Source organism: Croceicoccus sp., from assembly GCF_983967925.1.
Genome location: NZ_CFETID010000002.1, coordinates 91,100 through 104,964, shown reverse-complemented (window position 1 = coordinate 104,964; position 13,865 = coordinate 91,100). Strand labels below are relative to the sequence as shown.

The window sequence follows — 13,865 nt, the reverse complement described above, 5'->3', positions numbered from 1 at the left end:
ATGGATATCGAGCTGAGCGCCGAGGAAAAGGCCTTTCGCGACGAGGTCCGCACCTTCCTGGCCGAAAACCTCACCGACCGCATCCGCGAGGGTGCGGAGGCTTCGCCAACCGTCTTCGTCGAGCCGGAGATCGGGCAGGACTGGAACGAGGCGCTGAACAAGCAGGGCTGGCTGTCCTATCAATGGCCTGCAGATGTCGGTGGTACCGGCTGGACCCCGACCCAGCGCTATATCTTCGAAAAGGAATGCGCGCTGGCGGGCGCGCCCAACCTGACCGTGCTGGGGCTGAAGCTGGTCGCGCCGGTGATCTTCAATTTCGGGACCGAAGCGCAGAAGAAGAAATATCTGCCGCGCATCCTGTCGGGCGAGGATTACTGGTGCCAGGGCTTTTCCGAGCCCAATGCCGGGTCGGACCTTGCCTCGCTGCAGACGCGCGCGGTGAAGGAAGGCGACAAATATATCCTCAACGGGTCCAAGATCTGGACCACCCACGCGCATTGGTCGAACAAGATGTTCGTGCTGGCGCGCACCGATCCCGACGTGAAGAAGCAGGCGGGCATCAGCTTTCTGCTGGTCGACATGGAACAGCCGGGCATCTCGGTCCGGCCCATCCTGACGCTGGCGGGCGACCACGAGGTCAACCAGGTCTTCATGGAGAATGTCGAGGTTCCGGCTGAAGACCTTGTCGGCGAGGAAGGGCAGGGCTGGGCCATCGCCAAGTTCCTGCTTGAGAACGAGCGCGGCGGATCGTGCCATGCGCCCAAGCTGTCCTATGACCTCGACCAGCTGTACCAGCTATCGCAGGACATGTCGGATGGGAACGGCGGCAAGCTGTCCGACGACCGCGACTGGCGCCGCCGCGTCGCACGGCTCAAGCTTGAGACGCAGTCGCTGGAAATGATCGAGCTGAAGATCCTGTCGAAGATCGCGCGCGGGGAAAAGCCGGGTCCGCTCACCTCGCTGACCAAGCTGATCGCTTCCAATCTGCGGCAGGATATTGACCTGCTGGCCGTCGACCTGTTCGGCCCCGCCGGCATGCAATTGCCCACCGCGCGCCCGCTCTATGGCGAGAATACGCCGCCCGCCTTCATCTGCCCCAAGGCACAGGTCGCCGCGGCGCGCTATCTCAACAGCCGGGCATGGACGATCTTCGGCGGTACCGACGAAGTACAAAAGACAATCATCGCCAAGACCGTGCTGGGTCTTTGAATTTTGGGAGTTACGCATGCAATTGAGCCGTGAGGACCTGCTTCAGGCCTATCGCAGGATGAAGACCATCCGCGATTTCGAAGAGCTGCTGCACGACGAGATCCAGACCGGTGAGATTGCCGGTTTCACCCATCTTTATTGCGGGCAGGAAGCGGTCGCGGTCGGGGTGTGCGAGCATCTGACCGACGACGACAAGATCGTCTCGACCCACCGCGGTCACGGGCATTGCCTGGCCAAGGGCTGTGACGTGACCGGCATGATGAAGGAAATCTGGGGCAGCCGCGAAGGCCTGTGCAAGGGCAAGGGCGGTTCCATGCATATCGCCGACACCGACAAGGGCATGCTGGGCGCCAACGGCATCGTCGGTGCGGGCGCGCCGATCGCGGTCGGCGCGGCCATGGCGGCCAAGCTGGACGGCAAGGATGCCGACGGCAAGCTGCGCGTCGCTATCGCCTTTTCGGGCGACGGGGCCTGCAACCAGGGCACCACGTTCGAGGCGATGAACATGGCGGTGGTTACGAATGCTCCCGCCATCATCGTGTTCGAGAACAACCATTATTCCGAGCACACCGGGTACAAATACGCGGTCGGGACCAAGCAGGACATCGCCAGCCGGGCCGAGGCTTTCGGCATGAAGGTATGGCGTGCGGACGGCACCGACTTCACCGCGGTCTATGAGACCATGCGCGAGGTGCTGGAACATGTCCGCGCCGGTAACGGCCCGGCCGCGGTCGAGTTCGATACCGAACGCTTCTACGGCCACTTCGAGGGCGACCCACAGCGCTATCGCGGCGAGGGCGAGATGGACCGCATCCGGGCCGAGCGGGACTGCATCAAGAACTTTCGCAAGACCGTGACCGAGGCAAAGCTGCTGGAAGGCAGCGACCTCGACAAGGTGGACGAGGAGGTGGCGAAGACCATCGCCGACGCCGTCGCCGCCGCGCGCGCGGCCGACCGGCCCACGGCAGAGGACGTCCTGACCGACGTCTATATCGATTATTGATCCGGCGGAGACGATCCAGTGGCAAAAATGATGTATCGCGAAGCCGTTCGCAACACGATCTTCCAGGAAATGAAACGCGATGACAGTGTCGTCGTACTGGGCGAGGATGTCGTCGGCGGCATGGGCACCGATGGCGGGCCCGAGGCTATCGGCGGGATCTGGTCGACCAGCACCGGCCTGTTCGACGAATTCGGCGCGGATCGGGTGATCGACACCCCGATCTCCGAAAGCGCCATCGTCGGCGCGGCGGGCGGACTTGCGCTGTCGGGAAAGCGCCCGATCGCCGAGCTGATGTTCGCCGACTTCATCGGCGTGTCGCTCGACCAGATCTGGAACCAGATCGCCAAGTTCCGCTATATGTTCGGCGGCAAGTCGCGCTGTCCCGCGATCATCCGCATGGTCTATGGCGCGGGCTATAACGCGGCGGCGCAGCACAGCCAGAGCCCGCATGGCATCCTGACAGGCATGCCGGGGCTGAAGGTCGTGATGCCGACCACCCCCGCCGATGTCGCCGGCCTGCTGCGGCAGGCGATCCGCACCGACGATCCGGTGATCTTCATGGAGCACAAGGCGCTGTACGCCATGAAGGGTGAAGTACCCGACGATCCCGATTTCACCATACCTTTCGGACACGCCCGGCTGACCCGCGCGGGTGAGGACGTGACCATCGTCGCCACCGGCATGATGGTCGGCATGGCGGAAAAGGCCGCAGACAAGTTGGCGGAAGACGGCATCGGGGCGGATGTGATCGACCTGCGCACCACAAGTCCGATGGACGAGGAAGCGATCCTCGATTCCGTCGAAGTCACCGGCAGGCTGGTCGTGGTGGACGAAGCGCCGCCGCGTTGCAGCCTTGCCACCGATATTGCCGCGCTGGCTGCCGAAAAGGCCTTTGCCAGCCTGAAGGCGCCCGTCCAGATGGTGACCGCCCCGCACACGCCGATCCCCTTCGCGCGTGAGCTGGAAAGCGCCTATCTTCCCAATCCCGACAAGGTCGAGGCTGCCGTGCGCAAGGCCTTGGCCTACAACTGAGGAGGCGCGAGACCATGGGAAAGATTCGTGCCTTCACGATGCCGAAATGGGGCATCGAAATGACCGAGGGAACATTGGCGGAATGGAAGTTCGCCGAGGGTGACAGCTTTACCCGCGGCGACCTGATCTGCCTGATCGAGACCGACAAGATCACCAACGAGGTCGAAGCCGAATATGACGCCACGGTGCGCCGCATCGTGGTCGAGGACGGCGGCGAAGCCGAGCCTGTCGGCGCGCTGCTGGCGGTGTTTGACGACGGTTCGGCCAGCGATGAGGAGATCGAGGAATTCGTCGCCAACTTCAAGCCCGCGCAGGGCGGCGTGGCCGAGGGGCGCGAGAAGAAGAAGGAAGCAAAACCCGCGGAAGCGGCCATCGAGGGTGAGGGTGACAAGCCCAAGGCTATCACCATCGACACCAATCGCGCGATCAGCCCCGAAGCGAAGAAGCTGGCCGAGACAGAAGGTGTCGACATCACCGGCATCGAGGGTTCGGGCCGGGACGGCCGCATCACCTTTCAGGACGTGCAGCAGGCGCTACGCGGTCCGGCGAGCCGCAGCTACAAGGGCACGACGGTGCTGCCCGAAGAGAGCGATGTGTTCGCCTCTCCGCTGGCGCGGCGGATCGCGGCGATCCACGGGATCGACCTTGGCGCGGTCAAGGGCACGGGTGCGCGCGGGCGCATCTCGAAGAAGGACGTTTTGGCCGAGGTGCCGGAGGATACCGGCGCGGCGCCAGCACCCGGTGCGCCGTTCGTGCCGGTGGCGAACGATCCGGACATCCAGCCCTTCGACAAGATCCGCAAGGTGGTGGCCAAGCGGCTGACCGCCGCCAAGCAGACGATCCCGCATTTCTACCTGCGGATCAGCGTCAATGCCGATGCTCTGCTGGCGCTGCGCAAGACGGCGAACATGGTGCTGGGGACCAAGGCGTCGGTAAACGACTTCATCGTCATGGCGAGCGCCAAGGCGCTGGCGCGGCACCGCGACGTCAACGTGCAGCTGCACGGCGAGGAGATCCACAGTTTCCCCCATGCCGACGTGTCGGTCGCGGTGGCGAGCCCCAAGGGCCTTGTCACGCCGATCGTGCGGCAGGCCGACCGAATGCGGATCGACCAGATCGCCAGCGCGACCAAGGGCCTGATCGAAAAGGCCAAGGAAGGCCGTCTGGGATACGAGGACATGGACGGCGGCACCTTTACCGTTTCCAACCTCGGCATGTTCGGGATCGAGAATTTCGACGCGATCATCAATCCGCCGCAGGGTGCGATCCTGGCAGTAGGCGCGGCGCAGCGTCAGCTGGTCGAGGGCGAGGGGGGCGAGGCGGTGTTCGCCACGATGATCCCGATGACCCTGTCGGTCGACCACCGCGCCATCGACGGGGCCGCGGGCGCGCAGTTCCTGCAGACATTGAAAACCCTGATGGAAGATCCCGAGCAGCTTTTCGGCTGAGCGCATAACAAGGAGAGGACTTCATGCCGAAAGCAGGCACGATCGCGGCATTGGGCCCGGTCATCCAGCAGGCCTATCTGCCCCAGGATTTCGACGCGGCACTGACATACTGGACCGAAACCATGGGCGTCGGCCCGTTCTTCCTGCTGGAGAATATCCGGCTGGGCGAGATGAAATATATGGGCGAGCCCAGCGATGCCGAGTTCAGCGTCGCCATCGCCTACTGGAACGACATCCAGATCGAGCTTGTTCGCCCCGACAATGACGCGCCGGCGCATTACACCGGCAAGTACAAGATCCACGAAGGCATGCACCACACCTGCCAGTTCGTCGATGACATCGAGGAAGTGCGCAAGATCCTGCTGGACGCGGGCGCGACCATCGTGGTCGAGGGGAACGTGGGCGAGGACGGGCGCGTGATCTATGCCGATCCCGGCTATGGCCCCGGCGGCATCTGCGAATTCGTCCAGCTGGGCGCGGGCGGGCCGGAACTGTTCGCGATGATGAAGGACGCGGCCAAGAACTGGGACGGCAGCGACCCGGTCCGCAAGCTGGGCTAGCTACACCGCTCCATCGCCTCTGCCGCCAGTTTCGCAAGCCGCGGGAAGTCCTTGGCCCTCTCGCGCGCTTGCGCATTGGCGGCGGTGCCGCGGATCACCCGGCCCTTGATCCCGTGGAAGATCGCGGCCAGCCGGAAGAAATTGAACGCGATGTAGAAATCCCAGTTCGGGATGCTTTCCCGGCCCATGCGGCGGCAATAGGCGGCGACATAGTCGTCCTCGCTCGGGATGTTCAGCGCCGCAAGGTCCGCGCCCTGCAGACCCGCGACGATGTCGGGCGGCATGCGGTACATCATCGCGTGATAGGCGAAATCGGCCAGCGGATGGCCCAGCGTCGACAGTTCCCAGTCCAGCACGGCCAGCACGCGCGGCTCGCTGGGGTGAAAGATCATGTTGTCGCAGCGGAAGTCGCCGTGGACGACCGATGTTTCGTCGCCGTCGGGAATGTTCTCGGGCAGCCATTCGACCAGCCGGTCCATGTTGGGATCACGGCCCGCTTCCTCGTCGGCAAGATATTGTTTCGACCAGCGGCCGATCTGGCGCGCGAAATAATTGCCGGGCTTGCCGTAATCGCCCAGGCCCACCGCCTCGTAATCGACGCTGTGCAGCGCGGCCATGGTCGCATTCATCGCGTCGAAATAGGCAGGGCGGTCGGCATCGGACACATCGGGGAAGGTCGCGTCCCAGACGATGCGCCCCTCGACCATGTCCATCACGAAGAACCACGTCCCGATGACGTCCTCGTCGGTGCAGACGCCGAAGACGCGCGGCACCGGAAAGCCTGCCTTGCCCAGGCCCGTCATCACCTTTGCCTCGCGCTCCACCGCATGCGCGCCCTTCAGCAGCTTGCCCGGCGGTTTGCGGCGCAGCACATAGCTGCGGTTGGGGGTGGTCAGGCGATAGGTCGGGTTCGACTGGCCGCCCTTGAACTGTGCAATTTCGACAGGGCCTGCGAAATCCTCGACATGGGCCTCCATCCAGCGGGTCAGCGCCGCGAGGTCGATCTCATAGCCCTCGCGGACCGGGGTGGTGCCGGTGTTGGCCTCGGCGATGTCGCTCATTGCTCGGCTTTCCATGCCTTCTTCAGCTTCTTGGCGAGCGACCATTTGTGCACTTCGGTCGGGCCGTCATAGATGCGGAAGGCGCGGATCTCGCGGAACACCTGTTCGACGATGGTGCGGTCGGTGACGCCGGTGCCGCCCATCACCTGCACGCAATTGTCGGCGATCCGCATCAAGAGGTCCGCGACCGCCACCTTGGTCATCGAGCTTTCGGTCGTGCCCAGATCCCCGGTGTCGAGCACCGAGGCGCACCAATAGACCATCAGCTCGGCCTGTTTCAGGTCGATCCAGTTCTGCGCCAGCATGAAGCCAACGCCCTCGTGGTCGATCAGCTGCTTGCGGAACGCCTCGCGCTTGCAGGCATAGTCGACCGCGATTTCCTGCGAACGGATGCAGCATCCCAGCCAGCGCATGCAATGTGACAGGCGGGCGGGCGACAGGCGGACCTGTGCATATTTGAAGCCTTCGCCGGCCTCGCCCAGCATCTGGTCGGCGGGGACGCGGAGGTTGTCGATGGTGATGGTCGCGTGGCCGCCGGGCATCGAATTGTCGATGGTGTTGGGCACCTCGTCGATGCGGATCGCCGGATCGGGCAGGTCGACCAGGAACATGCAGGCGCCTTCCGCGCCTTCCTCTTCCGACCGCGCCATGACGATGCCGACCTTGGCCCCTTGCGCGCCGGTGATGAAGGTCTTGCGCCCGTTCACGACCCAGTGGTTGCCGTCGCGGCGGCAGATCGTCTTCATCATCGACGGATCGGACCCCGCGCCGCCCCAGTCGGCCGGTTCGGTCATGAAGAACGCGCTGCGCGCATCGCCCGACACCAGCTGGCCGAGGAAGCGTTCCTTCAGGAAATCGGACCCGACATGGCCCAGCAGGTACATATTGCCTTCGTCCGGGGCCATGGTGTTGCACGCCAGCGGACCCAGCGGCGACAGCCCGCTGCGGATCAGCACATAGGCGGTGTCCACCTGTGACAGGTGCGAGCCATCGTCCATGATATGCGGCGTCATCACGCCCGCCTCGCGCGCAAGGCCGCGCATTTCGTGCAGCAGTTCCTCGGTCGGGCCGCCATGGTGGTCGCGGCGCGGGTCATGCTCGTAAGGCGCGATCTTTTCGCGCACGAAGCGTTCGACCTTGTCACCGATTTCGCGCGCGCGCTCGCTTACGCCAAAGACGTCGTGGTGCGCATCGTTTGCCATGGTCACGATCCGCTGAACGCCGCGGCGGCCGCGTTCACGGGTGCGGGATCGTAGTAATAGGGCTTGATCTCGGCCAGCTTGTCGCCTCGGAAACGGAAGCATTCGACCAGCTCGGCCGGTTCGAGGCCCTTGCCGTAGTGCATCTTGAGCAGGCAGCAGGCCCAGTCGCCGCCGAAGGTGCGCTCGACCATCTCCAGCGATTCCACCTGCAGCATCTTGAACACATCGATATACAGGTCGCGCAGCGCGTTCTTGCCGGTGTACTGGCCCTGCATCGGAAGGCCGGGCGCTTCGTTGATGACGAGGTCGTCGGTTACCATGGTGGCGACCTTGTCCCAGTCGCCCGCGGCGGTCGCGGCATAGAGCTCGTCGATGAAAGTGTTCGCCTCTTCAGGGGTCATGCCTGTTCTCCCGGTCGTGTTTCTATTGCCTTCAGCTTCTCGCCAATTCGGCGCGTTTGCGATAGCTATCGGTTTTAATAGCGTGAAAGCGCGCTGGCGGGCCGCTAGGGACCACGAAAGAAAGCAGAGAGAGGATTGACCCGATCGTGAGCGAAAGCTGGCACAAACTGATCGCCGAGAACGAATTTCCCGAAGAGGGCAAGCTGGCGACGAAGATCGCGGGCTGGCACGTTCTGGTCGCAAAGACCGACGACGGGCTGCATGCGGTGAACGACCGCTGCACGCACCAGGCCGCGCTGCTGTCGGGCGGGCGGATCCGGCGCGGGGCGATCATGTGCCCGCTGCATGGCGCGAGGTTCGAACTGGAAACGGGCCGCTGCATCGGCGGAACCTACCGCGACCTTCGCACCTTCGAGCTGCGCGTCGAGGGCGGCGAGATCGAGATCTGCATCCCCGACGAAGCCCCCCGCATCGACGAGACCCCGGTTCAGGGTTGAATCGTACGGGGCTGAATTTTCCCGGCTTCGGCCAAGACGAGCGACGAAAAAAGGGGGGAGAAGGCGCCGTGCCTTCTCCCCCCATTCGTCAGGTGTGCCGTGCGGGCGGGAGAGTTAGAACCGCTTGGTCACTTCCACCTGAACCGTGCGCGGCAGATTGCCGAAGCCAAGCTGATCGGCCGGGAAGCCACCCGCCGTGCCGGTGCCGCCGCCGGTCGACGGTCCATCGACCACGCCGGTGACATAGAACTCGTTGGTCAGGTTCTTGCCGATGACGGCGATCTGCCAGTTGTCGTCCGCCGCGCCGAAACGCACACCGGCATCGAGCGTGACATAGCTGCCCTGCCGGGCCAGCGGATTGCCGAAGCCCGAGGGGTTGTAGCTGTCCGAATATTTGGAATCGACGTTGAAGCCGATCTTGTAATCGGTGCCGATGTCGCGGTCGTAGGCGACGCCCAGATTGCCCGTCCAATCGGGTGCGACCGACAATTCGGTGCCGGTCAGGTCCTGCCGCGCGGCAATCGCGCTGATCGGCGTACAGCCCGCCGTCGGGGTCTGACCCGCATAGCAGGGTCCAGCGGGGAAGTCGGTGTACTCGGCATCAGTGTAGTTGATCGAGCCATAGATGTTCAGCCCCTCGACCGCATAGGGCGCGAACTCGAACTCGACCTCTACGCCGCGGGTGCGGGCGTCGGCGGTCAGGGTCTGGAACGCGAAGATCGGCGAGTTGAAGAAGTCGACCTGAAGATCGTTGTAGTCATAGGTGAAGGCGATGAGGTTCAGCCGCAGCTGGTTGTCGAGGATCGTCGACTTGATCCCGGCCTCGAACCCTTCGGCCGTTTCGGGATCGAAGGTCAGGTCGCCGACCGGATCGGGGGAGAACTGCGAGTTGATGCCGCCGTTCGAGAACCCGCCCGACTTATAAGCGGTCTTGTACGCGCCGAACAGCATCAGGTCGGGTGTCGGCTTCCAGGTGATCGACGCCTCGGGCGAGAGGTCCTGGAAATGCTGCGAGGCGTTGATGACGCCCAGCCCGTCGGCGGCGTCTGCAGGGCGGAAGATGCCGGTCAGCGCCGGGTTGTTATAGGGCTGGACGAAGAAGCTGTCCTTCGTCTCATCGGTATAGCGCGCGCCGCCCGCCAGTTCGAGCGTATCGGTCAGCGCCAGCGTGACCTGACCGAACAGGGCGAAGGTCTCGCCGTCGGTAAAACTGGTCTTGGACGTGCCGACATATTCGAAACCCGGAGGGGCCGCGCTATTACGGATGTTGCCGAGGATGATGTACTGTTCGAAATCGCGGCGGGTGTTCTGGTAGAGCCCGCCGATCATCACGTTGAGCGGGCCGTCCAGCTGCGTCAGAAGGCGCAGTTCCTGTGACCATGCATCCCAGCTGGAATTTTCGGTCGCCCAGTTCGAACCCGGTCCCGACTGGAAGTCGCAGGCGCAGGCCCATTTGTTGTTGGTCCACTGGTAGTTGGATACCGAAGTGATCTGCAGCTGGTCCGCCTCATAGACGATGTTGAGCGTGCCCGCCGCGGATTCGTAGCGGTTGAACAGGCTGCCGTCGTCTTTTGCGACGGGGAAGTCCTCGGCGATCTCTGCGGGGATATTGTTCTGGTAATTGACGAAATCGCGGTCGCAAGGCTGGCCGGTCAGCTGCGACAGCCCGCTGTCGAGACCGCAGCGATAGGCGACATAGTTCCACGAGTTGTTGTTCGCGGTGTTGATGTCATAGCTGCCCTTGAGCGTCATGGTTAGGCGGTCGGTCGGCTCGAACTTCAGCGTGGCGCGGCCCAGGAATTCTTCCTCGCCCGGCTGCTCGCGCGGGGCGGGCTGGGCGGTGAAGGTCTGCGCATTGCCGTCGCCACCAACGGCCAGATCGGCGAAATCGACGGTCGTATAACCGAAGGGTTCGGCCCGGTTGGTGTAATAGCCGCCCTGCATGTTGGTATAGCGGCCCGCCAGCCGGATGCCGAGACGGTCGGTCAGCGGATAGGAGGCGATCGCCTCGACCTTATACTGCTCAGCCTGGAATTCATAACCGCCGCGCACGATGAACTCGGGCTCGCTGCCCGGATCCTTGGTGGTGATGGAAATCACGCCCGCGGTAGCGTTCTTGCCGAAGAACAGCGCCTGCGGACCCTTCAGCACCTCGACCCGGCCAAGGTCGAAGAAGCCTTCGTTGATGATGCGGCCCTGTCCGTAATAGGCGCCGTCGACGACGACCGCGACCGATTGCTCGATACCGATCGAGGTGGAGGACGAACCGATGCCGCGCAGGGTCAGCTGCGCGCCTGAACCGTTGGAGGCGCGGCCCACGTTGAATTGCGGGGCGATGGCGGCGATCTTCTCGACGCTGGTGATGTCGCGGTTCTGGATGACCTGCTCGGAAATGGCGGTCACGGCGACGGGCACGTCCTGCACGCTTTCCTCGCGCTTGCGGGCCGTGACGACGATTTCGTTGAGGCCGCCGCGTTCGGGGGGGTTGGCCGAGGGAAGAGGCTGTTCCACTTCCGGATCGTTGGCGTCGAGCGTCTGGGTCTGTGCGAAGGCCGGCGTGGTCAGTATCGTCACACCGGCAAGGCTGGTGGCGGCCAGCAGGCCGCATTTGCTTATCGACATCATCTCTCCCTCCCTTATGCGGGTTTGGCCCTTATTCGGGTCTGTCGCGATAAGTATCACCGACGCTGAAGGACCGCCCCTGACAAGAAGGACAGGCCTAACGGTAAGGATAGGTGTTCAGCGCCGTGCGCGCTGTGCAGTCTCGCGGCCAAGGGAAAGGATCATCAGATGACAAAGAACCGGTACTGGCAGCTCGACGCGCGGCCCGAGGGCGAGGATTTCTCCTCCGCGCTCAGCATGCATGAAGAGGAACTCGCGCCGCTGGAGGATGGCGAGATCCGCGTCCGGTCGCGCTTTCTATCGATGGATGCGGGCACGCGCATGTGGATGAACGCGCGCGAGGACGGGTATCAGCCGCCGATTCCGCTGGGTTCCAAGATGTCGGGGCAGGCGCTGGGACGCATCAGCGAAAGCCGGGACGCGCGGTTTCCCGAAGGATCATTGATCAGGATCTTCGGCCAGTGGGCGGATTATTCGACCGTGAGGCCGGACGATGCGTGGGCCGTGCTGCTGGACGACGACATCGACGATGAGCGGCAGCATTTCGGCGCGCTGGGCCTCAATGGCTGGACCGCGCTTTATGGCGTGAAGGACATCCTCGGCATCAAGGAAGGCGAGACGCTGGTCGTCTCCGCCGCGGCGGGCGCGACGGGCAGCCTTGCCTGCCAGATCGGGCGCAATCTGGGCGCGAAGGTCGTGGGCATCGCGGGCGGGCCTGAGAAATGCGCGCATGTGGTGGAGAACCTCGGCGCGCAGCAATGCATCGATTACAAGAACAGCGATGTCGCGGCCGAGCTGGCGAAGCTGGAAGGCGGGATCGACGCCTATTTCGAGAATGTCGGCGGCGCGATCCTGGACGCGGTGCTGCAGAACATGGCGCTGCACGGGCGGATCGCGGTGTGCGGCATGGTCGCCAATTACGCCGCCCCCGAAGGCACGCCGGGGCCCAGCAATTACGATCAGGTGCTGATGCGCCGCCTGCGGATCGAGGGGTTCCTGCTGCCCGACGTCCCCGAACGCGGCCCCGAATATTATGAGACCATGAAGCGCTGGTACAAGGAAGGGAAGATCACGCTGCCCTTCGACGTTACCGAGGGTCTGGAGAACACGCTGGTGGCCTATGGCCGGATGCTGACGGGCAAGAACACCGGCAAGGTGCTGGTCGACCTGCGGTCGGGAGCGGGCAGCTAGGGCAGGCTGCATGCCCACGATCGACTATCGCAGCGAGCTGCAATGCCTTGTCGCGGTGCGCGGCCATCCCTTCGATCGCAACGGCTTTGCCGCCATGTTCGAGGGGATGGAGGGCATCGCCGTCACCATGGTCGATCAGCCCGCCGCCGCCCTGCTGATGAACCCCGAGGGGATGCGCGATTTCGATGCATTGGTGCTGTACGACATGCCGGGGCTCGATTTCGATGCGCCCGATCATCCACCCGCCTATGTCGATCCGCCCAAGGCGCTGGTCGAAGGCCTGCCCGCGCTGCTGGAGGAGGGGAAGGGCATCGTCGCGCTGCATCACGCGCTTGCTGGGTGGCCGACATGGGATTTCTATGCCGAGCTGCTGGGCGGGCGGTTCCTCTATCATCCCGGCAAGGTGCGGGGGCGAGAGGCGCTGGACAGCGGTTATGCGCATGAGGTGACGCAGCGGCTGACTCCGGTGCAGGGTCATCCGGTAACGCAGGGCCTGCCCGAAAGCTTTACCCTGACCGACGAGCCCTATCTGGCCGAGATCTTTGCGGACGATGTGACGCCGCTGCTGCATTCCGATGCGGTCTTCACGCGCGATCATTTCTTCTCGGCGCAGCACGCGGTGCGCGGCGAGATGTATTCGCGCGAGGGATGGGACCATGCGCCCGGTACGAACCTTGTCGGCTGGGCCAGGGAAGCGGGGCGCAGCCGCCTTGTCTATCTGCAACCGGGCGACGGGGCGGGCGCCTATGAGGACCCGCATTACCGCCGCCTGGTCGAAAACGCGATCCGCTGGACCGCGCGCCGCCTGCCCGACTAGATCGGGCGCGCGGCGCGCTCCGGCCGTTTATTGCGTGATCATTCCGCCATCGACGGTGAATTCGACGCCGGTGCAATAGTTGCTTTCGTCGCTGGCGAGAAACAGGTTCATATTGGCGATGTCTTCCGGCTCGCCAAAACGGCCCATCGGGATGCTGGCGACGAGCTGTTCGTAGATCTCGGGATTATCCTCCAGCGCGATCTTTTGCATGTTGGTCATGATCATGCCGGGGTGCACGGTGTTCACCCGGATATTGTCCGCCGCGCATTCCAGCGCGACCGTCTTGGAGAAGATCCGCACCCCGCCCTTGGCCGCGGCATAGGCGGCGGTGTTCGCCACCCCGACCTGCCCGACGATGGACGAGATATTGATGATCGACCCGCCGCGCCCGATCCGGCGCATCAGCTTTACCGCGCGCTGGGTGCCGTGGAACACGCTGTTGAGGTTGATGTCGCACTGCTTGTTCCATTCCTCGACCGTATAGTCGGCGATGGGCCGCAGGATCGCGATGCCGGCATTGTTGACGATCACGTCCAGCCCGCCGTGCTGCTCCTCGATATGGCCGAACACATCGTCCCATTCGTCGGTATTGGCGACGTCATGCTTCATCGCCTCGGCCGATCCGCCCTTTTCGGTGATGATGTCGACCACCTTCTGCGCGCCGTCCTGCGACAGGTCCGTGATGACGACATGCGCGCCTTCCTCGGCAAAGCGAATGGCGGTCGCGCTGCCCAATCCGGGCATCGAGGCCCCGCCCGTCACCAGGGCGATCTTTCCCTTGAGCCTATCCATATTGCGATAGTCCTTGCGTGATGTGTCGTT

At 63.9% G+C, this 13,865-nt stretch carries 13 protein-coding genes; 8 read left to right on the top strand and 5 right to left on the bottom strand.

Features of this window, described 5'->3' with window-relative positions:
* The 5 genes from AC4FIJ_RS01800 to AC4FIJ_RS01780 are packed head-to-tail and all read left to right on the top strand — an operon-like array spanning nucleotide 1 to nucleotide 5,252.
* Nucleotides 1–1,209, top strand: a complete 1,209-nt coding sequence (locus AC4FIJ_RS01800) for an acyl-CoA dehydrogenase family protein (RefSeq protein ID WP_490335022.1) — start codon at nucleotides 1–3, stop codon at nucleotides 1,207–1,209.
* 16 nt (nucleotides 1,210–1,225) lie between these two features.
* Nucleotides 1,226–2,212, top strand: coding sequence for a thiamine pyrophosphate-dependent dehydrogenase E1 component subunit alpha (locus AC4FIJ_RS01795; RefSeq protein ID WP_490335021.1), 987 nt, complete (start codon nucleotides 1,226–1,228; stop codon nucleotides 2,210–2,212).
* An 18-nt stretch (nucleotides 2,213–2,230) separates the two neighbouring features.
* Nucleotides 2,231–3,244 (top strand): alpha-ketoacid dehydrogenase subunit beta, encoded by a 1,014-nt coding sequence (locus AC4FIJ_RS01790; RefSeq protein ID WP_490335020.1) that lies wholly within the window; start codon nucleotides 2,231–2,233, stop codon nucleotides 3,242–3,244.
* A 14-nt stretch (nucleotides 3,245–3,258) separates the two neighbouring features.
* Complete coding sequence (locus tag AC4FIJ_RS01785) at nucleotides 3,259–4,692, top strand: 2-oxo acid dehydrogenase subunit E2 (RefSeq protein ID WP_490335019.1); 1,434 nt, start codon at nucleotides 3,259–3,261, stop codon at nucleotides 4,690–4,692.
* A gap of 23 nt (nucleotides 4,693–4,715) precedes the next feature.
* Entirely contained in the window at nucleotides 4,716–5,252 is a 537-nt protein-coding gene (locus tag AC4FIJ_RS01780) for a VOC family protein (RefSeq protein WP_490335018.1), read from the top strand.
* Here the strand turns inward: AC4FIJ_RS01780 and AC4FIJ_RS01775 are convergent.
* The 3 genes from AC4FIJ_RS01775 to AC4FIJ_RS01765 are packed head-to-tail and all read right to left on the bottom strand — an operon-like array spanning nucleotide 5,249 to nucleotide 7,916.
* Complete coding sequence (locus AC4FIJ_RS01775) at nucleotides 5,249–6,313, bottom strand: phosphotransferase (protein ID WP_490335017.1); 1,065 nt, start codon at nucleotides 6,311–6,313, stop codon at nucleotides 5,249–5,251. The genes AC4FIJ_RS01780 and AC4FIJ_RS01775 overlap by 4 nt on opposite strands.
* Nucleotides 6,310–7,515: an acyl-CoA dehydrogenase family protein gene (locus AC4FIJ_RS01770; protein WP_490335016.1), complete on the bottom strand. Its 1,206-nt coding sequence runs from the start codon at nucleotides 7,513–7,515 to the stop codon at nucleotides 6,310–6,312. The genes AC4FIJ_RS01775 and AC4FIJ_RS01770 overlap by 4 nt, the downstream gene beginning before the upstream one ends.
* Before the next feature lie 2 nt (nucleotides 7,516–7,517).
* Nucleotides 7,518–7,916, bottom strand: a complete 399-nt coding sequence (locus tag AC4FIJ_RS01765; protein WP_490335015.1) for a nuclear transport factor 2 family protein — start codon at nucleotides 7,914–7,916, stop codon at nucleotides 7,518–7,520.
* 146 nt (nucleotides 7,917–8,062) lie between these two features.
* Between AC4FIJ_RS01765 and AC4FIJ_RS01760 the strand changes: the two genes are divergently transcribed.
* Nucleotides 8,063–8,413, top strand: a complete 351-nt coding sequence (locus AC4FIJ_RS01760) for a Rieske (2Fe-2S) protein (RefSeq protein ID WP_490335014.1) — start codon at nucleotides 8,063–8,065, stop codon at nucleotides 8,411–8,413.
* Between the two features lie 114 nt (nucleotides 8,414–8,527).
* Here the strand turns inward: AC4FIJ_RS01760 and AC4FIJ_RS01755 are convergent, their stop codons facing one another.
* The gene (locus AC4FIJ_RS01755) at nucleotides 8,528–11,038 is read right to left on the bottom strand and encodes a TonB-dependent receptor (protein WP_490335013.1); all 2,511 of its coding nucleotides are present in this window, start codon (nucleotides 11,036–11,038) and stop codon (nucleotides 8,528–8,530) included.
* A gap of 165 nt (nucleotides 11,039–11,203) precedes the next feature.
* Between AC4FIJ_RS01755 and AC4FIJ_RS01750 the strand changes: the two genes are divergently transcribed.
* Both AC4FIJ_RS01750 and AC4FIJ_RS01745 read left to right on the top strand, forming a co-directional pair.
* Nucleotides 11,204–12,226, top strand: coding sequence for an NADP-dependent oxidoreductase (locus AC4FIJ_RS01750; RefSeq protein ID WP_490335012.1), 1,023 nt, complete (start codon nucleotides 11,204–11,206; stop codon nucleotides 12,224–12,226).
* A 10-nt stretch (nucleotides 12,227–12,236) separates the two neighbouring features.
* Nucleotides 12,237–13,043 carry a ThuA domain-containing protein gene (locus AC4FIJ_RS01745; RefSeq protein ID WP_490335011.1) on the top strand — a complete coding sequence of 269 codons (807 nt, stop codon included), beginning with the start codon at nucleotides 12,237–12,239 and terminating at the stop codon, nucleotides 13,041–13,043.
* A 27-nt stretch (nucleotides 13,044–13,070) separates the two neighbouring features.
* Here AC4FIJ_RS01745 and AC4FIJ_RS01740 read toward each other — a convergent pair whose 3' ends face one another.
* Nucleotides 13,071–13,835, bottom strand: coding sequence for an SDR family NAD(P)-dependent oxidoreductase (locus AC4FIJ_RS01740; protein ID WP_490335010.1), 765 nt, complete (start codon nucleotides 13,833–13,835; stop codon nucleotides 13,071–13,073).
* Nucleotides 13,836–13,865 lie beyond the last annotated feature (30 nt).